This is a genomic window from Chlamydiales bacterium, from assembly GCA_016185065.1.
Classification (GTDB): domain Bacteria; phylum Chlamydiota; class Chlamydiia; order Chlamydiales; family Rhabdochlamydiaceae.
Map to the genome: position 1 here is coordinate 117000 of JACPOL010000005.1, position 22613 is coordinate 139612.

Sequence of the window (22613 nt, forward strand, 5' to 3'; positions counted from 1 at the left end):
AGTCCATGGAAGTAGATATCTATCTTTCTCATGAGCGCGGGTCGACAGAGACTCCCTGGCTTATCAGTAAGAATAGTTTTAGCTTTGCTAACTACTACCATCCCAAGCGCAATAATTTTGGAACTCTGCGCGTATTAAACGAGGATCTCGTCTTCCCAAATAGCGGTTTTTCGCTGCATCCCCATGATAATATGGAGATCGTCACGATTGTGCTAGAAGGGGAGCTCGAGCATCGAGATACGTTAAACAATCACGGCCGTCTCAAAAAGGGCGATGTTCAGCGCATGAGCGCAGGGTCGGGAATTCGGCATTCTGAGATGAATCCCTCTAAGACGGAAAAGGTGCATTTTCTGCAGCTCTGGGTGCTGCCAGCGGAGCAGGATCTCTCTCCCAGCTATGAGCAGAAGAGTTTCACAGATCAGCAGCTTACGAATAGGCTCTGTCCAATCGTTGCTCCCAAAAAATCTGCTGAGACTCTCTACATCCATCAAGACGCCTCTTTTTTCCTCGGTAAGTGGAATAAAGAGACCGACTTTTATCACGCTCCCTCAGATCCAAAGCATGGGATCTTTGTCTTCCTGATTCACGGAAAGGCAAAAGTTGGAGGATTTAACATCAAAGCAGGTGATAGCGTCGCAGTCACTGATGCCACCGAGCTTCCGCTCACCACCTACCCAGGCACAGAGCTTCTCCTCATCGAACTCTCCATGCAGTGAAAGTTTGTTTTTCTTTGATTGAGCGCAGTAAAAGTTTTCGCTTTGCGGACTAGAGGGAGTATGAAGAAAAAATAACAGGATCCGCTTCGCTGGCAAGATCGCCCTTTCAGGGCGGCAGGATTCCGGAAATTTCTTCTATCCTGCCGCCGCGTATGCGGCGATCCTGCCAGCGAAGCGGATCCTGTTTTTTACTCTTGAAAACGAGGGCGGCGCAGAGCGCACGCACTCCAGGGATTTCGCTGCGCTCAATCAAAGAAAGAGAATGCTTAGTTGCTTAGAAAGCGGTTGATGAGTTCGAGGAAGAACTCGTCGGGGTTTTTGTCCGCATACTTGCTTTTTAGGGCGGCAGCTTCATCATTGGAGAGAGTTCTGTTTTCGAAGAGGAGCTTTTCTAATTGAATATGGGCGATCATCGCGTCGAATGGTCGGTATGAATCCACATGAGTGTAGTGGAAGCAGACTGCTGGGATGCCGAGCGATTTAAGAGCGCTATCTACAGAGCGGGCGTGATCCAGCTTATCATCCACAAAGACGACTTTGGAAGGCCGGTAGCTTGTTCCTGCAAAGAGCTCTAAAATGAGATCTCCTTTGTCTTCAAGCGGGTACGCAAAGAAAATGTTTTGACCATAGCTAGGATGGAGAAAGAGAGCCTCGTCTGCAATCACGCTAGATGGATAGAGCTCGATGCCCGCCTGTTTTAAGTGAAGAACTCCCAAAGCTTCTCCATCAGGAGAAGGCATATCATACCAGTGCTCTCTTCCTCGCGCTGTGAAGCCAAAGACAGAGGCGTTTTTTGTTTTAAATTCTGTAAAGCAGCCGTAGACCTCATCTTCAATGGCGATGTAGGGAACTTGCCCTGCAATGAAATAGGTGAGTTTGTCGTGAATCCTGGTCGCCTCTTCTTCTCCTTTACTCTTGTTCAGGATGTTTCTGGCGTAGCGCCTCCAGGCCTTTCCTCCAAGCATAATAGGTGTTTCAATTAGAGTTTCATCGATGTCGAGAAGAACGAGAGTCTCCTCTTCGATATCGGGAAGAATTGAAGAGATGCGGTCGATTTCCTTAATTTCTGCAGCGGCAAAAGAGGTGCAAATTAGAAAGAGCGCGGCCAATTTTAACTTCATCACTAATCTCCTGCTTTTAGAACTTCCATGAAAGCGGATTGAGGGATGTTGACCTTGCCAATCTCTTTCATCTTCTTCTTACCCTTCTTCTGCTTCTCCCACAGCTTGCGTTTGCGGGTGATGTCTCCGCCGTAGCACTTGGCTGTGACGTTCTTGGTGATCGCACGGATCGTCTCACGTCCGATGATCTTACCGCCCACTGCTGCTTGAACTGGCACTTTAAACTGCTGCATCGGGATCACTTCAACCAGTTTTTTACAGATCGCACGTCCACGCGCTTCTGCTTTAGTTCGGTGAACGAGGCAGGAGAAGGCGTCGACAGGCTCTTCATTGACGCGGATCTCAAGTTTAACGATGTCGGAGATCTCATTCTTCTCGAACTCGTAGTCGAATGAGCCGTAGCCTCGGGTGATCGATTTCAGCTTGTCATTGAAGTCGGTGATGATCTCGTTAAGAGGAAAGCGGTAGGTGAGGAGCAGGCGCTTGCTGTCTAGCGTCTCAGTTTTTACTAGCTCGCCCCTCTTCTCCATTCCAAGGCTCATCAGAGCGCCGAGGAACTCTGCAGGCACCATGATGTGGCACTTCACCCAAGGCTCTTCGACAAAGTCGATCATCGAAGGATCTGGATAGTGAGCCACGTTGTCGATCTTAAGCACCTGGCCATCTCCCAGTGTGAACTGGTAGATAACGCTTGGTGCTGTTGTGATGATATCTAGGTCGAACTCTCGCTGGAGACGCTCGAAGACGATCTCGAGATGGAGGAGGCCTAAAAAGCCGCAGCGGAAACCGAGGCCAAGAGCTAAGCTGCTCTCTTGTTCAACATGAAGTGCAGAGTCGTTGAGCTGCAGTTTAACCAGAGCATCTCTAACTGCTTCAAAGTCGGAGGTGTCGACGGGATAGATTCCCGCGTAGACCACCGGAGCGATCATTCTAAAACCAGGAAGGGGAGTCTCAGCTGGCGCTTTTGCGGAGGTCACAGTATCGCCTACTTTGACGTCGGCAGTTTTCTTGATATTGGCAGCAAGATATCCCACCTCTCCTGGGCGTAGGATATCGACCGACTTAGCGGTTGGCGAAAAGATTCCAACATCTAGGACTTCGAAAATTTTGTCGGTCGCCATCAGTTTAATCATCGTCTTTTTCGAGATCTCACCGCTGATCACGCGTACGTAGACCATGACGCCTTGGTAGGGGTCGTAGTGAGAGTCGAAGACCAGTGCGCGCAGAACATTATCAGTAGGAGGCACAGGATGAGGCACGTCGATTAAGATGCGTTCAAGCACCTCTTTGATGCCAATGTTAGCTTTTGCTGAGCAGAGCACAGCATTTGAGGTGTCGATGCCGATCACATCTTCGATCTGCTGCTTCACGCCTTCGGGGTCTGCCGAGGGAAGATCGATCTTATTGATGACGGGAACAATTGTCAGATTTCTATCTACGGCAAGGTGAACGTTGGCGAGAGTTTGTGCTTGAACGCCCTGAGCTGCATCGACCACAAGCAGAGCACCCTCGCAAGCGGAGAGCGAGCGCGATACTTCGTAGGAGAAGTCGACGTGTCCGGGAGTATCGATGAAGTTGATCTTGTAGATCGTCCCATCCTCAGCCTCATAGATCATCGTAACCGGGTGGGCCTTAATCGTGATCCCGCGCTCTCTTTCAAGATCCATCGCATCGAGTACCTGCTCCTGCATCTCTCGCTGAGGGATTGTCCGCGTGATCTCGAGAAGGCGATCGGCCAGCGTCGACTTGCCATGGTCGATGTGGGCGATAATCGAGAAGTTTCGAATATTTTCTATACGGTACTTAAAGCTCTTATCGTCTGCCATGAACCTATCCGCTGAAAAAAATGACTATCACAATGCAAATCTGGTTAAACTTCAATTAAAAATATTTTTTTAATTTAAATATTCGGCAATTGCAAATCTATAGTTAATTTGTTAAAATATTTGTAAGCCGTATGACACAATCACTAGAAAGTAAAGAAGCCGTTTTACCTGCGGTTCTAGCCGTAGTGCAACCCTTACTTCCCCAGGCCCCGGGTCAAGCAGATGAGCTGGACTGCCGTGTGTATACCCTTGTAATACTGGGGCAGCTTCTCAAGTGGATTATTGTGCCTGTAGCTGCCATTACCTGCATCGTGGGGTCGGTCTCGGTCTCTCCCTACATGCTTCTCGGCCTTCCTGTAGCGGTTCTAATCTGGCTGATCGGATCGGCCCTCTCCCGTACAACTCTCTGGCCAGATGGTTCACTTCACATCCCTAACATAACAAACAATTTTATGCAGAATCAGCCTGTTGGCCTGGTCAACGGCTTAAGAACAAACAACTGCTGCGTCAATGCCGCTTTGCAGGTGGCATTCTCCTCTCCCTCCGTCATGCAAGCAATCGATGCACTTGAAGAGGCGGAGCACTCCTTGAAAAAGATTCTGCAGGGCTACCGCGCAGCTCAGGCGGGTTCAAAGAGTGTTGCGGTCGCTGATACTCAACTGGTGAGAGCCTGGGTCTCCGACTATTCAGCGCAGCCCCGAGGAGGGCCTGCAATTCCACCCCATGGCACTCAAGCCGATGCCGGAGAGATTCTAGACTTTGCTATAGACGCTCTGCTTCTACTCGACCAGTTAATGGAGAGGCCTTCTCCTGCGTTTAGACAGACAATCGTCCAAAAGTGGACGGCGGCAGATGGCGAAGCAATGGAAAGAAGAACTCACCAACCAAGACTTCTCCTAAGTCTAGGAAACTACCTCTCTAAAAAAGGGGAGATCGATGGCGAGCTCACGCAAGAGCAGATCTTTATCCACTATGTGATGCGCCCCTACTTTTTTGATGTGGATGGACGAGGAGGCCGTGCGACTAGAAAATTTGCTCAGCCCTCAGAAGAGCTCTTTGTTCAATTGAATCGCTTTACTCACGATGCTCAGTACAATCGCATTAAAATCAACGATGCCATTCCCACTCCCATGCGAGTGACGCTACCCACTAACTACTTTGCAGCTGGTGATGGCAGACCCTTAACCTACGAGGCGGACTCCTTTTTCATTCATAGAGGAAGTCTGCTAGGCGGACACTACGTCGCCTGCAGAAGAGTAGCCCTTCCAAACGGAAGATCCATCTGGTGGGAGATCGATGATAATCGAGTGCGTCCACTCACTCAGCGTGAAGCAGAAGCTGAGCTTCAAAACGCCTACAACATCCACTACTCCCGCGTCTAACCTCTATTTCTTTGTTTCTTTTTTGGAGTGCGGCGACTCGGCGCCGCTTTTTCTTAAAATCGACTTGTCGATTTTTTTTAAGAGGAAACACTTCTTGTCAAATTTATTTAAAATTAAGAGAGATCGCCAGGTCGATCTCGAGAAAAGCGGCGCCGAGTCGCCGCACTCCAAAAAATAAAAAAAGCCCCCTTTTTCAAGGGGGCTTTTCGCCTTAACAAGCTAATCTGAAAGATTAGGTTGTAGCTTCTGGTTGAGCTCCAGATTTCGCCATAGCTTCTTTGGCTTCGCCAGCTACTTTTGCTTGCTCATCGCGCTCTTTGTTCAGTTTAGCAAAGAGCTTGCTTAGAGCTTTTGCAGAACCGATCCAAGCAAAGATGATTCCAAACAGAATCGCTGCGATGTAAGGAGTGATCGCTGCTACCGAACCGAGAGCGATGATCAGACCTTGCTGCACCAGAGAACCGCCAGACTTACCTAAGCGAGCGCCAACGACGTCGATCGCTGCTTTCCCTTTAACTTTCGACTCTTGGTCGAGAGGGATGTAAGCCATCTCTTTTGTCGGATCAAAGAGAGAGTACTTAGCAGACTTACTCATGATGTTCTGAGCTGTTCCGAAGATTACAGCCAGCATGAGAGGTGTTGTGCCAAGAATGCTAATGAAAGCTGTCAAACTATCTCTAAAGATTACGAAAGAGAAGAAGCCGATACCGGTTACTAAGAGAACAACTGGAGTGATCAGAGCTCCAACGCCCCAGCCGAATCTGCGGATGACGTTACCACCCACAAAGAGCATCATGAGGATTGTCGCACTACCTGTAATCGCAGAGAAGTAGCCCATGAAGGCGCTATACTCGTTAGGATTTGGGTACTGAAGTTTCAATTGGCTCTTCCAGGTTACTTCAACGAGGTTGATCGCAACACCGTAGGCGATCACGAGAACCGCGAGGTAGCCCAGGTATGGAGACTTCATTAGGAACTTAAAGCTTTCTTTGAGAGGCATCTTTGTCTTCTCTTTCTTAGCTTTTTTAAGTTCGCTAGGATCGTAGAAGCGAGCATCTGTAAGAACATTTTTATTAATCCACCAGTAGATACCCATGATGATGAGGCCAGAGAGGATTACCATGCTCAACATGTAGTTGAGGGATACGCCCCAAGCATCGACACCAGCAGGTAGTTTGCTGCGGATATCAGAGAAGTAGACAATTGCAGGACCAGAGAAGAGCATTGCGAAGTTAGCGCCAAGGCCGAACATCGCGTAAAAACGCTTAGACTCATTAATACGAGTAATGTCGTTCGCAAATCCCCAGAAGAGGAGAGAGATAGCTACGCTACCCCAGAGCTCAGACATGACGTAGAAAAGAGCATAGGTCCAGTTTCTAAAGAGAGCTACCATCCCGCTTAGTCCCTGAGGAAGTGCGGCTTGGAGTCTATCTGCCATATCGGTCGGGTGAAGGACGTCACGCAGCGGATAGAGAACCAGGGCGAAGATCCCAAAGAACGCTATAAATATAGAGATTGTAGTGTAGAACAGCTTAGTCTTGCTGAGCACGTTGCTGAGTTTTGCGTACAGCAGCATGAACAAGATCGCCATTGGAAGTACACCCCAAACCTTTAGGAAGGGAATCGCTTCTGCTCCAGAACCTGGCGCAGTTACGATCAGAGCGTCTTTAGTGTCTCTGAGAATGGTGTAGTTGAAGTTAATAAAAAAGAATAAGAAGAACATGGGAAGGAGCTTTTTGAGCTCAAAATTATGGACGGGCCAGAAGAAGGACCGCCATTTACCGAATTCACGAGTTGCAGTTTGTGACATGTTTTTTCCTCAACAAAGTTAACAAATAGGAGAGGCTATTATAATCGGTTTTAGTTAAAAATCAAGATCTTTCATTCTTTTCCGAACTCTTGCCTATCAAAAAATCTTATTTACATCAGGTCCGCCTGGGGAGGCGCTCGGAAAAGAAACAGACATTAACGGACAAGAATGGACAGGAAACGGACGAGAATGGACACGCGCCAAAGAAAGAAATTTTTTACTTCTCTCTTGTCCATTTTCCCAGGCGGGCGTTCTTTCCAGATAAAAAAATACCCTCTAAAAAATTTAGAGGGTATTTAAAGGAATATCGGATAAAAAAATTATCTTGTCAGACCTTGGAGCATCGCCTCTGATGGAGAGAGGGATTGCATAACATTCACACACTCAACATATGTGTTCCAGAGTTCCTGCTCAACTCGCCCGTGGCGGATTGCAGCAATCAGCTCGCGTTTGCAAGTAGCAAGAGATTTTTTAGGGCTGAGAACTGAAACCATCTCTTTATCGCCAGCGAGTCTAGCAATAGTGAGCATGCGCTCTAGTTGGCCTCTTGTGAAGGTGATCTGGTCGCGGCGCTTGCGAGATCCTCGTGCAGCGCGCTGTTTTGGGGCAACGCTGTGTGGTCTTTCGGAATTGTTAATGAATTTTTCAATCAGAGCGCTCAGTTCGCCTGGCTGTTTCATGCGCATTTTACGGAGAGTAAAATGGTGCATGTATCCACCACCGGTCATCGGGATGTATTTGCACAGGTCGTTCTCTTTCTTGCCACCAACTTTTTTAATAGCTTTTGAAATGACCTCTTCGATCTCTTTCATGCTCTTTCCTTTTGGCTCGTGGTGGTCGTCTTTGTTTGACATATTCAATATTCCTTTTTTGTTCCAAGGTGTTAAATTTTTTCTTCCTGATTCTTTTTTCTTTAGAAATGTTTGAAAAACTTTCTAAGATGGCTCTAATTTAATCAGCAAAAGGAAGTTCTTTTGTCTCGAAAAAACCCTTTTTTGTTTTCAATTATCAGAGTTTATGAAAAGTGGTTCTTTTTCTGCAACAAATAGTCATTCAATTGAATTTCTTTCCTATAATTTGATTGAGATTTGATCGACTTTAGAGCATCATTTGATGATTGGATAAATTCATAGGAAATTGGATGAAATACAAGAGATTTCTACGTAGATATTTAAAGTGGATTATTCCCTCCCTCCTCTTAATAACCTTATTTAGCTGTTCTGATAGCAGAGGTAAAAGTAGGGAGTTGGACTCTTGGGCATCCAATAATGGGAAAGTTAAGGTTCTATCGACCACTGGAATGATCGATGATCTAGTCGAAGAGATCGGAAAAGAGAGAGTCGACCATATAAAGCTCATTTTAGGAGAGATCGATCCTCACAGCTACGAGCTCGTAAAAGGGGATGATGAGAAGATCTCCTCTGCGCAAGTGGTCTTTTATAATGGGCTTGGGCTAGAGCACGGAGCCAGCCTGCGCTATAGACTGGAGAGCCATCCCTGCAAAGTCTCATTGGGCAGTGAGCTGGAGAAACGGGCGCCGGATGAGATCCTAATGGTGGGTAACCAGGTTGATCCTCATATCTGGATGGATATCTCTTTATGGGCTAGAGCCGTCGATCCTATTGTTGAGACTCTATCTCAGATAGATGCAGAGCATGCCGACTACTACTATCAAAATGGAGAGGCGTTAAAGAACAAGATGCTCGCAGTCCATCAAGAGATAGTTCAAAAATTTAAAACAGCTCCCGAAGAGAAGCGCTATCTCGTTGCAAGCCACGACGCATTTAACTACTTTGCAAGAGCCTATCTCGCGGGAGACGAAGAGAGAAGAGGTGGAGAGTGGCAGAAGCGCTTTGCTGCACCTGAAGGCCTAGCTCCAGATGGTCAGCTCGGTTACACAGATATTAAGAAGATCATCGACCATCTCATCTTGCACCAGATCGATGTCGTCTTTCCCGAGTCTAATGTAAGCCGCGACTCATTGAAGAAGATCGCGAGCGTATGCAAAGAGATGGGGCACCGTGTGAGAATCTCCCCAGCCGTTCTTTATGGGGATGCGATGCAGCAGTCTGGGCCTGTTTCAGACGGATACCTAAATATGTTGAGGCATAACTGTAATGTGATGGTAGAGCAGTGGAGCAAACATGAATAGGGATAATCCAGTAATAAAAGTAGAGCAGCTCACCGTAAACTACGATAAGACTCCCGTCCTCTGGGATATCAATTTTACGATCGACCGTGGGATGATAGTGGGAGTGGTTGGTCCCAATGGTGCAGGCAAGAGCACTCTCTTAAAAACTCTTCTGGGGATGATCGCCCCTCTCTCTGGAAACATAGAGTTTTTTGGAAAGCCTTTCACAGAAGTTAGAAAGAAGATCGCCTATGTTCCCCAGCGCAGCTCGGTAGACTGGGATTTCCCCATCACAGCCAAGGAGCTGGTTCTAATGGGAAGGTATGGGCATCTCGGGCTCTTTAAATGGCAGAGCAAGAAGGATCATAAGATTGCGGAAGAGGCGATGGAGAGGGTGGGAATGCTCTCTTTTGCCGATCGCCAGATCGGAAAGCTCTCCGGAGGGCAGCAGCAGAGAATTTTTATCGCACGCGCACTGGCTCAAGACGCCGATATTTATATGATGGATGAGCCGTTTGCAGGTGTAGACAATGGAACAGAGAAAGAGCTTGTCGCTCTATTTGAAGAGCTTGCATCTCAAGGAAAGACGCTGATCATTGTCCATCACGATCTGAGCACTGTCGATCGCTATTTTAAGTGGCTGCTCATGCTCAATACCTGTCTCGTTGCAAGCGGACCCGTGAGCGAGGTCTTTCATCGCGACCATCTTCTTCGCACCTACGGCAAGGGAAGCATGCTTCTCGATGAAGCTGCGAGAATCTCACAGAATACGACGGCGGGACTTAAGTAATGCTGAATTATTTTACAGACCCTCTTTTATGGGCGCCAACGATAGGCAGCATTCTGATGTGCGTCGCCTCTTCGCTCATTGGGGTAGTCGCCTTTCTTCGAAAGCGCTGCTTGCTTGCAGAGGCTCTCTCACATTCGGCTTATCCAGGTATCGTTATCGGAGCTCTACTTCTTGCGACGGTCTTTACCTCAGTTGGTGAGTTTGCAAGTCTTGTGATTCTCGGATGCGCTTTTCTCTCCTCTCTTGGAGGTCTTCTGCTCGTAGAGTTCATGGAGCGCCGTCTTGGGGTGAAGAGCGATGCTGCGCTCTGTTTTGCGCTCTCCGTTCTTTTTGGTATTGGAATACTCATTGCAAGCCGCATCCAGATGACCCACCCTCTCTGGTACAATCAGATCCATCTCTTTCTTTACGGACAGGTGGCGACGATGACCGCCCTTCACGTGGGTATCTACTCTATCCTGCTCGCTGCGACCGTTTTCTTTCTCTTTTTTCTCTACCGGCCGCTTCAACTTATTAATTTCGATCGACAGCTCGCTAAGACTCTTGGTGCTCGCGTTAAACTTGTCGATGCTCTCCTCTTTCTCCTTCTCGTCCTCGCCATTGTCATCGGGATCCGAAGCGTAGGAGTCGTCCTCATGTCGGGCATGCTCGTTGCTCCCGCAGTTGCCGCAAGGCAGCTCACCCACCGCATGTGGCTTCTCTTCGTGCTAGCTGGCGCGTTTGGAGCATTAAGTGGTTTCTTTGGAAATTTTCTTTCAATGGAGCTCCCCAAGCTCTTTGATCAGGGAGAGGCGATCTCTCTCCCGACGGGGCCCATGATCCTGCTTAGCGCCTCCCTGATCTGCGCGCTCTCTCTTCTCTTTTCTCCAACGACAGGGCTCTTTAGCCGCATCCTGCGCATCGCTCGCTTTAAAGATAAGTGTAGATTGGAGAATGCTCTTAAGGCGCTCTGGAGAGGAGGGGAGGGGTGGCAGAGAGCATCCGGTAAGGTCTCCACTTTTCAGCTCTATAGGCTTCTTTTCAAAGGCTGGGTAGAGAAGGGGGAGAAGGGACAATTTCGCTTATCGGAGAAGGGGAGAAGGCGCTCTGCCGAGATCGTTCGCCTCCACAGGCTGTGGGAGCTCTATCTTGTTTCTTTAGGCCAGGGTGTAGAGAAGGTTCACCATAGCGCCGAGGAGATGGAGCACATTCTCACCCCTCATTTAGAGAGAGAACTCACAGAGTTCCTAGAAGATCCGACGCACGATCCGCACCAGCAGCCAATTCCAGGGAGGATCCATGTCTAACCCCTATTGGAATAAAGATTTTTTTGAGTTTTTCTCTGTTCTCTTTGGCCGCCTTGGAAGATGGCTCACTTTCGACTCCTCAGTGGGGCCCCTCGCCTCAGATGAGATCCAGCTGCTTGTCCTAGTCGCGATTGCAGTCAGCTCGGCTCTTGTCGGCACCTTTCTCGTCCTCAGAAGAATGACGATGCTTGCCAACTCTCTTTCGCACACAATCCTGCTGGGAATCGTCTCCGCCTTCCTCATCTGCTCTCAGGCGATTACCACAGAGGGATTTAGCCTCCCAATACTGCTTGGCGCCTCATTAATTACAGGGCTTGTAACGACGGTCTTAACTCAGATTCTGACCCATCTGATGCGCCTTCAGGAAGATGCCAGTATCGGCCTCGTTTTTAACACGCTCTTTGCACTTGGCATTCTCTTTGTCACCCTTTTTACGCGCAACGTCCACCTTGGTGTTGAGGCGATCATGGGGAACATCGACGCCCTTCACGTTGACGACCTCAAGCTCGTGTTTTCTGTCGGACTGATCACCCTGATTACCGTCGTCTGCTTTTTTAAACAGTTTACGCTCGTCTCTTTCGATTCTGCACACGCGCGGACGCTGGGATTCTCCCCCCTCTTTTACACCTACTTTCTCATGGTCCTGGTCTCTGCAACTTCGATAGGCGCTTTTCGGGCGGTCGGAGTTCTCCTCTTCCTAGCCTTTCTCGTCGGTCCCGTCTTGACAGCGCGTCTATTCACAGACCGCCTTCCTAAGCTTATTCTAATTGCCGCTCTTATCGGCAGCCTCTCCTCGCTTATATCAATAGCTCTAGCGCGACATCTGCTTTCCTGCTATCATCTCCCTCTATCTACGGCTGGTCTGGTGGTTACCATGATCGGTCTCATCTACCTTCTCGCTGTGCTTTTTGCTCCAGAGCGCGGCCTTATCACCCAGTGGGTGGTAAAGAGTAGATGGAAGAAGCGCGTAGAGGAGATGCAGAGAACTTAGTTTAGTTGTTGGATAGATCCGTGATTAAGAAAGATGGTTTTCCAAAAAGAATTGCAGTTTTAGGAAGTACCGGTTCGATCGGAAAGAACACACTTAAAGTGGTTCGACATCTCTTCCCAAAAGTGCAGATCAGAGCGCTTGCCGCAAAATCTCAGATCGATCTTCTACAAGAGCAAGCCCAGGAGTTCTATCCAGAACTCATCGCCGTCTACGATAAGGACAAAGCTCTAGAACTTCAGCGCCGCCTTCCCTACATCAGAGTTGTGGGGGGAATGGAGGGACTGCTAGAGGCCGCTTCTCTTAACTCTGTCGATCTCGTCGTCTCTGCCATCACGGGAACTCTGGGCATTCAACCGACAGTCCAAGCAATCAATTGTGGAAAAGATGTCGCCCTTGCCAACAAGGAGGCGCTCGTCTCCGCTGGTGAGTACATCATGGAACTTGTTCGAAAGAAGGGGGTGCAGCTCATCCCCATCGATAGCGAACATAGCGCCCTCTTCCAGTGTCTACGCAAAGAGAAGAGAGAGCATGTCAGGCGTGTTATTGTGACGGCGTCGGGTGGCCCCTTTCTACACACGAAGCCTGAAGAGCTTGCCAAGATGGGCGCCGAGCAGGCCCTCGCACATCCTACCTGGCGTATGGGCCCCAAAAATAGCATCGACTCCTCCACTCTCATGAATAAGGGGTTCGAAGTGATCGAAGCCCACTTCTTATTTGGAATCCCTGTTGATAAGATCGACGTGGTGATCCATCCCCAAAGCACCATTCACAGCATGATCGAGATGATCGATGGCTCGATGCTCGCCCAGCTCTCGGAGACGGACATGGCTCTTCCGATTCAATATGCGCTAACCTATCCAGAGCGGCTCGAAGGCTTTCTGCGCCCATTCGATTTTTCAAAGGCCTTCTCCCTCCAGTTTTTCCCTCCAGATCACACTAAATTTCCTTGCCTCCAGCTCGGTTACGAGGCGATTAGGCAGGGCGGAAGCATGCCCTGTTATTTAAATGCGGCGAATGAGATCCTCGTCTCTAGATTCCTGCAAGGAGCATTTGGCTGGCAAGAGATCGGACATAAACTCGAGCAGCTGCTATCCTCTCATCAAGTTGAAAGCAGCCCCTCTTTAGAGACGATCCTAGAGATCGACGAGCTCGCAAAAGAGCAGGCGTTGAAGATATAAGAAAGACTAAAAAAGCATGTTGTTTGCATTTGCAGACACTCTCTAATAGGTAAAAAAATGATTCAGAGTATTTTTTACGCCGTTCTAGCGGCCTTCGGATTAGGTCTTCTGGTCTTCATCCACGAGCTCGGCCACTACTTTGTCGCAAGACGCGTCGGCATGACCGTCGAAGCTTTCAGCATCGGGTTTGGCAAGGCGATCTTCAGCTGGGAACATAAGGGAGTGAAGTGGCAGGTCGGCTGGCTGCCCTTCGGAGGCTACGTTCGCATCAAAGGAATGGAGAAGAAGGGTTCGCAGGAGCCCCACCAGATCCCCGATGGCTTCTTTGGAAAGAGACCCATCGATAGAATTAAGGTCGCCGTCATGGGCCCCGTATTTAATATCATCTTCGCTTTCGCAGCTTTTAGCGCCATCTGGTTAACCGGAGGAAGAGATAAACCCTTTGCCGAGTTCACAAGCCTGATCGGCTGGATGGACTCCTGCTCTGCTATTTATGATAAAGGAGTAAGACCCGGCGATCAGATCACCGAATATAACAACAAGCCCTTCACTGGCTTCAAAGATCTCCTTTACGCCTCTGTGACTCAAGAGAAGAGCTGCGAGATAAAGGGGAATAAGATCGACTACACCAGTCTCCAGAAGGAGCCCTTCGATTACAACCTTCCCACCTATCCAAATCCTCTTTCAGCAGACCCCTCGTTTACTACGATCGGCATATTCAGCCCAGCAAGCTTTCTCGTTTATGACAGGCAGCGCAACGGAGACGAGAACACATTTCAAGCTGGCTCGCCCATGTATGACAGCGGAATCCAGTATAAGGATCGCATCGTCTGGGTAGATGGCGAGCTTATCTTCTCTCTCAACCAGCTTAGCGGGCTTATCAACGAACCAAAGACCCTTCTTACAGTGCAGCGCGGAGAGACGACCTTTCTCACCCGCATCCCTCGCTTAAAAGTCGGCGATGTCAAGTTCACACCAGCTGAAAGAGCCGAGCTCGACGACTGGCAGCACGCAGGCGGTTTTAAAACCCGTGTCGATCAGCTCTTTTTCATCCCTTACAACTTGGACCCTAACGCCGTTGTAGAGAGAGAGGTCGTCTACCTCGATGAGAACTCCAAAGAGTGCAGATATCAGAATGCCCAGCGCTCTGCCGCTTCCGCTCCTCTTGAAGTTGGAGATCGCATCTTAGCTGTCGATGGTATCGCAGTTGCAACTTCTGCTGATCTTTTCAAAGAGATACAGAATAGACGCGTGCGCGTCATTGTAGAGCGCATGAGCGAAAACCCTTCGCTCTCGTGGAAAGATGCCGATAGCTATTTTATTAAGCACACCGACTGGCAAGCTGTCTCCGAAATCACTGGAGCGCTGGGAACTGCGAAGGCCGTTTCGCAAGCAAAAAACTTCTATCTCCTCTCTCCCATCACACCGCGTCCGCTCTCCGAGTTTCCTCTCACAAGCGCACAGAGAAGCTGGCTTGAACAGAAAGAGAGCGAGCAGAGAAAGCAGATTGAAGCAATTGAAAATCCGAAGAAGAAAGCTGAGGCGATGCGCCAGTTTGAGAACGATCAGCAGCGCGTTAAGCTTGGAATCACTTTGCAAGACGTTTTTGTCAGCTACAATCCCTCGCCCTTCTCTATCTTTGGCACGATTCTCCAAGATACTTGGCGCACGATCACAGGCCTCTTCACAGGCGCTCTAAATCCGAAATGGATGGCGGGCCCTGTTGGAATCGTCGAGGTCATCCACCACAGCTGGACCATCGGAGCTAAGGAAGCCCTCTTCTGGATGGGGCTAATCAGCTTAAACCTCGGTCTGTTGAATCTTCTTCCAATCCCCGTGTTAGACGGCGGTCACATCTGCTTCTCGCTTGTCGAGATGGTCACGAAGAAGCCGATTAAGGCCAAGACGATGGAGAAGCTCATCATCCCATTCATCGTCCTGCTTGTCGCTCTCTTCGTCTACCTCACCTACCACGACCTCATCCGCGTCTTCAGTAGATTTTTCTAAAGTCGAATCGGGAGAGATTGTGAAGAGGCTGGTTTGTGCGCTATTAGTTCTCATGATGCCGCAGCTGTATGCGGGGTGGGCAGAGGAGAGGCTGGAGGAGATGAGCCTCGATGAGAAGATCGGCCAGCTCTTCATCATGCCAGCGTGCCCGCTGCGAGGCGAGGATCACCTTGCCGACCTGCAAGTGGCGATTGAGAAGTTTCACATCGGCGGCATCATTCTGAAGCAGGGGAGCTCAGAGGGGCAACTACAGCTGATAAGCACTCTCCAGCACCTTGCGAAAGTCCCTCTTCTCTGCACCGGAGACGCCGAGTGGGGCCTCGGGATGCGGCTTGAAAACACCCTCTCTTTTCCCAGGAACCTTACCCTCGGTGCCATTCAGAATAAGCAGCTCATCTACGAGCTTGGAAAAGAGATTGGACGTCAGTGTAAAATCGTCGGACTCCATCTCAACTTTGCTCCTGTTGTCGATGTGAATATCAACCCCAAAAACCCGATTATCCACATGCGCTCTTTCGGAGATAATCCTCAAGAGGTTGCAGAGCGCGCAGCCCTTTTTATGGAGGGGTTGCAAGAGAGTGGCGTGGCTGCGAGCATCAAACACTTCATCGGGCATGGAGATACTAACCTCGACTCTCATCAAGCACTGCCTACTATTCCCTTTACCCTCGACCGTTTAGAAAGTGTGGAGCTCTACCCCTTCCAGAAGCTGATCGATAAAGGAGCGATGACTCTCGTGACCGGACATCTTCTCGTGCCTGAACTCGATGATCTCATGCCCGTCACGCTTTCGCGCTCTATCGTCACAGACCTCTTAAAAAAGAAGATGGGCTTCAAAGGGATAGTCATCAGCGACGCGCTGAACATGAAGGCGATAAGCCTCTTTGCAGAGACAGATAAGGTCGCACTTGGAGCCTTTAACGCAGGCCACGACCTTCTCCTCTATGGCGATCATATCGCACCCAATATCGATGAGATTCTGCGCGTGCAGCTTCCTCAAGCATTTTTTGGAATCAAGAGAGCAGTAGAGAGTAAGAGCCTTTCGGAAGAGGAGCTCGACCAGCGCGTACTAAAAGTCTTAAAATTTAAGGAAGAGCTCAAAGTTCACATGCGTGAAGAACGCGCTTCAAAAGAAGAGATCACGACACTTGAAGCCAAGCAGTTGAAGCGCCGCCTCTTTCGCGAAGCGATCACACTTGTTAGAAATGAGAGGCACGCACTGCCTCTTAAGCCTCATGCCCGTGCAGCGCTTATTCAGATTGGGCGAGAGAGTCAGCTTCTCACCGATCTCTTTAAAGCTCAGGGTGCAGAGCTAGTAAATCTGACCCAGCTTCCCGAGCGAGAGGGCGCCTACGATATGCTGATCGTTGCGCTTTGCAACGTCAACCAGCAGCAGCCCAATTTTGGATTAAAAGAGGAGGAGCTAAAACTCCTCTCAGAATTAAGGACCCCCACCACACTCATCCTCTTTGGCACTCCCTACGCTCTGCGCGTCCTGCCCACTACCTCTGCGCTCATCGCTGCCTACGAAGAGGATCCCGACACCTTTGAAGCCGCCCGCGACCTTGTCTACGGCAAGCTCATCCCCACCGGCTCCCTTCCCATCAAAATGTAATCTTTCTTTGATTGAGCGGAGCGAAATCCCTGGAGTGCGTGCGCTCTGCGCCGCCTTAATTTTTTAAAGGTTTCGCTGACGGTTCTGCTCAAGAAGAAGTCAGGGCGGCGCGGAGCGCCGCACCCCAGGGACCTCTCTTCGTTCGGTCAAAGAAAGAAGCTTTGGCTTAGGAGAGGCTCATGCCTGCGGGCAGGCGAGCTGCGGAGTCATTTTTAGACTCTTCTTTTTTGGGCTCTTCTCGGATAACGGTGAGCCAGTCAGGGGTGATCTTTCCTTCAATTCTGATAGATTTAGGAAGGTAATCGACCACGCAGTCGGTAGCGCTGAGGTATAAGAATTTTCTGCCTGTTGGGTACTCGCCATTTTTTCTTGCGCCTTCAAGAGTTATCTCAACATGGTGCAATCTGCTACATCTTCTTGCATCAACGACAAAGAGCTGGGGTCCCCACGCTTGAATTCGAAGCCAACATAATTTTGGTAAGTTAAATTTTCCTAGATCGAAAGAGGGGGGCTCATCGACAGATTTTGTAAGGTCGACCTCTCTTAAAGGTACGAGATGCGCAGGCTGCTCGTTTCTAAGTTGAGGGAGTTTCAATGTTAAACTGGTCAAATCAGTGAGATGAGATAAGAATTCTAAAGTGAAAAGGCGTGGAGATTCAAAGATATAAAGATTGCTCAACTGACCACAAGAAGCAAGAAGTTTAGTCAGATCTTGATCGGTATAACCGACTTTTTCTAAACAGAGAACATCCTGCTTTTTCCACCGTGTTAATACGTGCTCAGGAGAAACGATGCAGCTGATTCGCGAACGTAGTTCCGAACCGAGGGTAAGCGAGTGTACGGGTTCTAGCTCTGGTTGAGCTGAGAGGGTGTTGTGAATGCCGATGCTCGAATCATCTTCCCACCGTGTTAAAAAGACGCTCTGAAAGTGCCTAGAAGATGCTATTTCAGTTCTTAGACAGAGATCCTCAACAAAAAGATCAGATGCTCTAATAGGCGACTTTTCCCAATCAAATTTTAGATAAGAGACAACAAGCTGTTGGAGGCGTACGGGTAGTGGATTACCCTCGATCTCAAGCAGAGGTCTGTTCGTATTGATAAGAACTCCTCCGATAACCGCGCGACTTAAACCTTCGGCGTCCCAGCCGTTATTATCGCCGCAAAAGTCTGCAATGATCGAAGAGACTGGCTTTAATGAAGTCATATTAACTCACAAATTTATTTAAAATATGTTAAACTATAACACATTTTTTATTTTAAAGTAATTTATAAAAATTACTTTAATTTGTGGTTTTTTAGGATAAAAAAGGAAGGCCTCTTGGGCCTCAAAATACGATCTTTTTGGAGTGCGGAGACTCGTCTCCGCTTTTTTCAACATCGGCTTGACGATGTTTCTTTGAACGGCCCCTCGCCGCAATCCCGGCTCTTTCAGGGCCGGGTCTAGGCGGGATTCATATTCTCTTTTATCCTTAGCCGAAGAGAATCTCCTTTCTTCAGGAAGGAGTTCTTTAAGGGAGAGATCGCCGGGTCGATCTCGAGAAAAGCGGCGCCAGGTCGCGCGCTCCAAAGAAGAATTAGGAGAGGCTGAGGCCAGCAGACAGGCCAGCTTTGAAGTCGCCTTTAGACTCCTCTTTTTTGGGCTCTTCTCGAATAACGGTGAGCCAGTCGTGGACGGTCTTACCGCCAATTCTAATGTAAGAAGGTGCGCAGTCGACCGTGCACTGCTGATTTCCCAGCAGGAGAACCTTTCTGCCGGTTGGGCACTCCGTTCCGTCTTCTATAATGCCATATAAAACCACGCCCACTGTGTTTAATTTCGGAAAGTGTCTCGCATCAATTTGAAATAGTTGAGGGCCGTACTCAACATCGAGAGCCGTTAATAGAGGCAGCTGAATTTTTGAAAGGTCAAAAAGCGGAATAGTTGGATCAACAGGTGTCAGATCAATCTCCTCTGAAGGAATGAGATGGATAGGCTGTTTATTTCGGAGTTGAGGAAGCGTTAGAGACAATTTGGTTAACTGCTGAAAATTTGGTACAAATTCTAAAGTGAAAAGACGAGGAGCGTTACTAACATAGAGTCTGCACACCTGACTGCAGGGCGCAAGCAGCTTGGCTAGATCTCCATCGGAATGTTCAGGAAGATCATCCAACGTGAGCATATCCCGATTTTGCCAGCGAGAGAGGGCAAACTCGTGAGAAATAGAGACGGTATTGCTTTTAGCTGCCCTGAAAAATCCCACAGAGTTTTTGGAAAGAGAGAGTGAGCTGCTCTCAGCTAGGCTGAAGCAGGGTATCTCTCTCATATGCCTTGAGAAAGAAAGACCGGTTCGACGGCAGAGATCTTCAATAAAGGGTGGTGCGATCTCTAGTTTTATTACGCGACGCATTATCTTGCTCTTTTCCTGTTCAGAGTAGAGAAAAGAGACAACTAGCTGTTGGAGATGTATGGGCAGGGGGTTGCCTTCGATCTCAAGCAGGGGCTTTCTATGCTCATCGATGACGCACTGGGTCATCAGCTCGCAGCTCATTGCGGCTGCGTTAAAGTCGGTATTATCGCCGCAAAAGTCTGCAATGATCGAAGAAACTGGCTTTAATGAAGTCATAGTATTTTTCCTTGTTATGAGAGGCTCATGCCTGCAGGTATGAGAGCTGCGGAGTCGTTTTTAGACTCCTCTTTTTTGGGCTCTTCTCTGATAACAGTGAGCCAGTCGCTGACAGGCTTGCCGCTAATCGTAATGTTAGAAGGCACCCAGTCGACCGTGCACTGCTGGTCCTTGTTGAGGAAGAGAAACTTTCTGCCCGTAGGACACTCATCTCCATCATTTATTCTATTTAGAGTGACGGTCACCCAATCTAATTTTGGGAAGTGTCTTGCATCAACTTGAAACAGGTGGGGGCCGCAAGAGACGGTGAGATCTGTTAATTCTGGTAGCTGGAATTTTGAAAGATCAAAGGATGGAACTGTCTTATCAACGGGCGTGAGGTCGACCTCTTCCAAAGGAACAAGATGTGCGGGCTGTTTATTTCTGAGCTGAGGAAGTACTAGCGTTAAGCTGGTTAAGTGGTGAAAGCCGGGCAAAAATCCCAATGAGAAAAGACGAGGAGAGTTCTTGATTGAGAGTTTGCGTATCTGGCCGCAAGGAGCGAGTAGTTTGCTGATATCCCCATCGGTGTGGTCAGGAAGATTATTCAAATGGAGCTTCTCTTGATCTTGCCAACGAGAGAGGGCAAATTCATGAGAGATAGATGCTTCAACTGCAGAAGCAGCAACAACCGGAAACCGTTTTCGAAATCCTCCAAGTTCTATGAAGTTTCCGGAAAGGGTGAGCGAGTCGCTATCATCAATGCAGCAACCGGTGATCCCTTGCATATGCCTTGAAAAAGCGAGGCCGGTTCTAAGGCAGTAGTCTTCAATAAAAGGTGGCGCTACGTCGAATTTACACCAGATGCGTAGCATCTCGTTGTCTTTATCTTTTTTAAAAAAGAGAAAAGAGACGACTAGCTGCTGGAGGTGTATGGGCAGGGGGTTGCCTTCGATCTCAAGTAGAGGTCTGTTCGTATTGATAAGAACTCCTCCGATAACTGCGCGGCTTAGGCCTTCGGCGTCCCAGCCGTTATTATCGCCGCAAAAGTCTGCAATAATAGAAGAAACTGGCTTTAATGAAGTCATTGTATCCTTATTTTTAATAAAATTAAAGATAATTGTATATAATTTGCAATTAAATGTCAATTAATTATTATAAATAAAAAGGGAGGCCTTTTGGGCCTCCCCTCTCTTTTCAGAAAGTGTCTAGTTAAGGACTACTTCTTCTCGTCGTCGAGGATCTCGACTTCAGCCTCTTCGATATCAGGCTTGCCCTGCTTACCTTGAGCCTCTTGAGAAGGGCCCGCTTGCGGGCCAGCCGCGGCACCAGCTGCTGCATCAGGCTGCTGCATCGATCCACCGATCTTCTGCATCATCTGATTCAGCTCTTCCGTTGCGGCCTTAATGGTCGCAATGTCGCTGCCTTCAAGGGCTTTTTTCACAGCGTCGATCTTGCTCTGAACGCTTGCTGCGACATCTTGTGGGACGCGGTCTTTATGGTCGGTGAGGGCCTTCTGAGCGCGGAAGGCGAGTGAGTCCGCCTCATTTCTCGCTTCAATCGTCTCTTTGGCCTTCTTATCCTCTTCAGCGTGCTCCTCTGCATCGCGGAGCATGCGCTTAACTTCAGCTTCGCTTAAGCCCGACTTAGCTTCGATGCGGATCTTCTGCGACTTGCCAGACTGCATGTCCTTAGCAGAGACGTGAAGGATACCATCGGCATCGATGTCGAAGGCGACCTCAATTTGAGGCACGCCGCGCGGAGCTGGCGGGATGTCGGTGAGGTCGAATCTACCGATCTCTTTGTTGTCTTTTGCCATCTTTCTCTCACCCTGGAGGACCACGATGGTCACTGCAGGCTGGTTGTCAGCGGCAGTTGAAAAGACCTGCTTCTTCTGAGTTGGGATCGTCGTGTTGCGCTCAACAAGCGGTGTTAACACTCCGCCCATCGTCTCGATACCGAGTGTTAGGGGGATGACGTCGAGGAGGAGAACGTCTTTCACTTCTCCACCGAGAACGCCGCCCTGAATTGCAGCGCCAACGGCCACAACTTCGTCGGGGTTCACGCCTTTATGAGGCTCTTTTCCGAAGATCTCAGTGACCTTCTTCTCTACAGCTGGCATACGGATCATACCGCCGACAAGAATGACCTCGTCGATCTGGCTAGCTGTGAGGCCAGCATCTTTCAGAGCCTTTAAGCAGGGCTCTTTTGTGCGCTCAATCAGGTTGTGAGTGAGGCTCTCGAGCTTGGCGCGTGTCAGCGTCAAGGCGAGGTGCTTCGGACCAGTTGCATCCATTGTGATAAAGGGCTGGTTGATCTCTGTTGTCTGTGTGCCAGAGAGTTCGATCTTCGCCTTCTCAGCAGCATCGCGAAGACGCTGGAGCGCCATCTTATCTTTGCTGAGGTCGATGCCATTCTCTCTCTTGAACTCATCGAGAATCCAGTGGAGAATTGCGTTGTCGAAGTCGTCTCCACCAAGGTGGGTATCGCCGTTGGTTGAGAGTACTTCGAAGACGCCATCGCCGATCTCTAGGATCGAGATATCGAATGTACCGCCGCCCAAGTCGAACACAGCGATCTTCTTATCGCTCTGCTTATCGAGTCCGTAGGCGAGAGCTGCTGCTGTCGGCTCTGGAATGATACGTTTAACGTCGAGGCCCGCAATGCGGCCCGCATCTTTTGTCGACTGTCTCTGAGAGTCGTTAAAGTAGGCAGGAACGGTAATAACCGCTTCTGTTACTTTTTCGCCGAGGTAGGCCTCTGCTGTCTCTTTCATCTTGATCAGAACTTGTGCTGCAACCTCTTCTGGGCTCACAGCTTTGCCGTCGATCTCAAAAACCGCATCGCCGTTGGCGTTCTGTGTAACTTTGTAAGGAACGGTCTTGATCTCGCTCTGTGCTTCAGAGAACTTGCGGCCGATGAAGCGCTTAGCTGAGTAGATCGTTCTCTCTGGGTTTGTGACTGCCTGTCTTTTTGCAGGGATACCAACGAGGCGCTCTCCACCTTTGTAAGAGACGATCGAAGGTGTTGTACGTGTGCCCTCTGCACTCGCGATAACCACAGGGGCTCCGCCCTCCATGATCGCAACGCAGGAGTTTGTGGTTCCAAGGTCGATACCGATGATGCGGCCTTTTTTCTGAGAACTTTTCTGTTCGGTCATAGTGTGTTTCTCCTTTTT

General features: G+C 49.1%; 17 protein-coding genes. 9 read left to right on the top strand and 8 right to left on the bottom strand.

The annotated features are described in order from the left end of the window. Nucleotides 1–5 precede the first annotated feature (5 nt). Nucleotides 6–716, top strand: coding sequence for a pirin family protein (locus HYX48_03165; protein MBI2742896.1), 711 nt, complete (start codon nucleotides 6–8; stop codon nucleotides 714–716). A gap of 266 nt (nucleotides 717–982) precedes the next feature. Here the strand turns inward: HYX48_03165 and HYX48_03170 are convergent, their stop codons facing one another. After that, nucleotides 983–1837 (bottom strand): DUF2608 domain-containing protein, encoded by an 855-nt coding sequence (locus tag HYX48_03170; protein MBI2742897.1) that lies wholly within the window; start codon nucleotides 1835–1837, stop codon nucleotides 983–985. Nucleotides 1838–1839: 2 nt separating this feature from the next. Beyond that, nucleotides 1840–3663: an elongation factor 4 gene (lepA, locus tag HYX48_03175; GenBank protein ID MBI2742898.1), complete on the bottom strand. Its 1824-nt coding sequence runs from the start codon at nucleotides 3661–3663 to the stop codon at nucleotides 1840–1842. A gap of 131 nt (nucleotides 3664–3794) precedes the next feature. On the opposite strand from lepA, the gene HYX48_03180 reads away from it, so the two are divergent. Continuing rightward, a complete protein-coding gene (locus HYX48_03180) occupies nucleotides 3795–5045 on the top strand; it encodes a hypothetical protein (GenBank protein MBI2742899.1) in 1251 nt (416 codons plus the stop codon). 232 nt (nucleotides 5046–5277) lie between these two features. Here the strand turns inward: HYX48_03180 and HYX48_03185 are convergent, their stop codons facing one another. Together HYX48_03185 and HYX48_03190 are read right to left on the bottom strand one after the other, a co-directional pair. Then, complete coding sequence (locus tag HYX48_03185) at nucleotides 5278–6855, bottom strand: NTP/NDP exchange transporter (protein MBI2742900.1); 1578 nt, start codon at nucleotides 6853–6855, stop codon at nucleotides 5278–5280. A 320-nt stretch (nucleotides 6856–7175) separates the two neighbouring features. Further along, entirely contained in the window at nucleotides 7176–7709 is a 534-nt protein-coding gene (locus HYX48_03190) for a hypothetical protein (protein ID MBI2742901.1), read from the bottom strand. 287 nt (nucleotides 7710–7996) lie between these two features. Between HYX48_03190 and HYX48_03195 the strand changes: the two genes are divergently transcribed. From HYX48_03195 to HYX48_03225, 7 genes are read left to right on the top strand one after another with little or no spacing between them, the layout of a single operon-like run. Next, nucleotides 7997–9007 (top strand): zinc ABC transporter substrate-binding protein, encoded by a 1011-nt coding sequence (locus tag HYX48_03195; protein MBI2742902.1) that lies wholly within the window; start codon nucleotides 7997–7999, stop codon nucleotides 9005–9007. After that, nucleotides 9000–9776 carry a metal ABC transporter ATP-binding protein gene (locus HYX48_03200; protein ID MBI2742903.1) on the top strand — a complete coding sequence of 259 codons (777 nt, stop codon included), beginning with the start codon at nucleotides 9000–9002 and terminating at the stop codon, nucleotides 9774–9776. The genes HYX48_03195 and HYX48_03200 overlap by 8 nt, the downstream gene beginning before the upstream one ends. Further along, nucleotides 9776–11062 carry a metal ABC transporter permease gene (locus HYX48_03205; protein MBI2742904.1) on the top strand — a complete coding sequence of 429 codons (1287 nt, stop codon included), beginning with the start codon at nucleotides 9776–9778 and terminating at the stop codon, nucleotides 11060–11062. The genes HYX48_03200 and HYX48_03205 overlap by 1 nt, the downstream gene beginning before the upstream one ends. After that, nucleotides 11055–12053, top strand: coding sequence for a metal ABC transporter permease (locus tag HYX48_03210; GenBank protein MBI2742905.1), 999 nt, complete (start codon nucleotides 11055–11057; stop codon nucleotides 12051–12053). Before HYX48_03205 ends, HYX48_03210 begins: the two co-directional genes overlap by 8 nt. Before the next feature lie 23 nt (nucleotides 12054–12076). Beyond that, nucleotides 12077–13231 carry a 1-deoxy-D-xylulose-5-phosphate reductoisomerase gene (locus HYX48_03215; protein ID MBI2742906.1) on the top strand — a complete coding sequence of 385 codons (1155 nt, stop codon included), beginning with the start codon at nucleotides 12077–12079 and terminating at the stop codon, nucleotides 13229–13231. Nucleotides 13232–13288: 57 nt separating this feature from the next. Continuing rightward, nucleotides 13289–15238, top strand: coding sequence for a site-2 protease family protein (locus tag HYX48_03220; GenBank protein MBI2742907.1), 1950 nt, complete (start codon nucleotides 13289–13291; stop codon nucleotides 15236–15238). Between the two features lie 19 nt (nucleotides 15239–15257). Beyond that, nucleotides 15258–16853, top strand: coding sequence for a hypothetical protein (locus HYX48_03225; GenBank protein ID MBI2742908.1), 1596 nt, complete (start codon nucleotides 15258–15260; stop codon nucleotides 16851–16853). 166 nt (nucleotides 16854–17019) lie between these two features. Here the strand turns inward: HYX48_03225 and HYX48_03230 are convergent, their stop codons facing one another. The 4 genes from HYX48_03230 to dnaK all read right to left on the bottom strand — a co-directional run bounded on the left by HYX48_03230 (nucleotide 17020) and on the right by dnaK (nucleotide 22595). Then, on the bottom strand, nucleotides 17020–18057 hold the full coding sequence (locus HYX48_03230) for a hypothetical protein (protein ID MBI2742909.1): 1038 nt from the start codon (nucleotides 18055–18057) through the stop codon (nucleotides 17020–17022). Between the two features lie 370 nt (nucleotides 18058–18427). Then, the gene (locus HYX48_03235) at nucleotides 18428–19456 is read right to left on the bottom strand and encodes a hypothetical protein (protein MBI2742910.1); all 1029 of its coding nucleotides are present in this window, start codon (nucleotides 19454–19456) and stop codon (nucleotides 18428–18430) included. 14 nt (nucleotides 19457–19470) lie between these two features. Beyond that, complete coding sequence (locus HYX48_03240; GenBank protein MBI2742911.1) at nucleotides 19471–20523, bottom strand: hypothetical protein; 1053 nt, start codon at nucleotides 20521–20523, stop codon at nucleotides 19471–19473. 131 nt (nucleotides 20524–20654) lie between these two features. Next, the gene (gene dnaK, locus HYX48_03245) at nucleotides 20655–22595 is read right to left on the bottom strand and encodes a molecular chaperone DnaK (protein MBI2742912.1); all 1941 of its coding nucleotides are present in this window, start codon (nucleotides 22593–22595) and stop codon (nucleotides 20655–20657) included. Between the last annotated feature and the right edge of the window lie 18 nt (nucleotides 22596–22613).

Coding starts and splice junctions, on each gene's coding strand:
- HYX48_03165 (MBI2742896.1), top strand. CDS start 6: ATGGAAGTAGATATCTATCTTTCTCATGAGCGCGGGTCGACAGAGACT.
- HYX48_03170 (MBI2742897.1), bottom strand. CDS start 1,837: ATGAAGTTAAAATTGGCCGCGCTCTTTCTAATTTGCACCTCTTTTGCC.
- lepA (MBI2742898.1), bottom strand. CDS start 3,663: ATGGCAGACGATAAGAGCTTTAAGTACCGTATAGAAAATATTCGAAAC.
- HYX48_03180 (MBI2742899.1), top strand. CDS start 3,795: ATGACACAATCACTAGAAAGTAAAGAAGCCGTTTTACCTGCGGTTCTA.
- HYX48_03185 (MBI2742900.1), bottom strand. CDS start 6,855: ATGTCACAAACTGCAACTCGTGAATTCGGTAAATGGCGGTCCTTCTTC.
- HYX48_03190 (MBI2742901.1), bottom strand. CDS start 7,709: ATGTCAAACAAAGACGACCACCACGAGCCAAAAGGAAAGAGCATGAAA.
- HYX48_03195 (MBI2742902.1), top strand. CDS start 7,997: ATGAAATACAAGAGATTTCTACGTAGATATTTAAAGTGGATTATTCCC.
- HYX48_03200 (MBI2742903.1), top strand. CDS start 9,000: ATGAATAGGGATAATCCAGTAATAAAAGTAGAGCAGCTCACCGTAAAC.
- HYX48_03205 (MBI2742904.1), top strand. CDS start 9,776: ATGCTGAATTATTTTACAGACCCTCTTTTATGGGCGCCAACGATAGGC.
- HYX48_03210 (MBI2742905.1), top strand. CDS start 11,055: ATGTCTAACCCCTATTGGAATAAAGATTTTTTTGAGTTTTTCTCTGTT.
- HYX48_03220 (MBI2742907.1), top strand. CDS start 13,289: ATGATTCAGAGTATTTTTTACGCCGTTCTAGCGGCCTTCGGATTAGGT.
- HYX48_03230 (MBI2742909.1), bottom strand. CDS start 18,057: ATGACTTCATTAAAGCCAGTCTCTTCGATCATTGCAGACTTTTGCGGC.
- HYX48_03235 (MBI2742910.1), bottom strand. CDS start 19,456: ATGACTTCATTAAAGCCAGTTTCTTCGATCATTGCAGACTTTTGCGGC.
- HYX48_03240 (MBI2742911.1), bottom strand. CDS start 20,523: ATGACTTCATTAAAGCCAGTTTCTTCTATTATTGCAGACTTTTGCGGC.
- dnaK (MBI2742912.1), bottom strand. CDS start 22,595: ATGACCGAACAGAAAAGTTCTCAGAAAAAAGGCCGCATCATCGGTATC.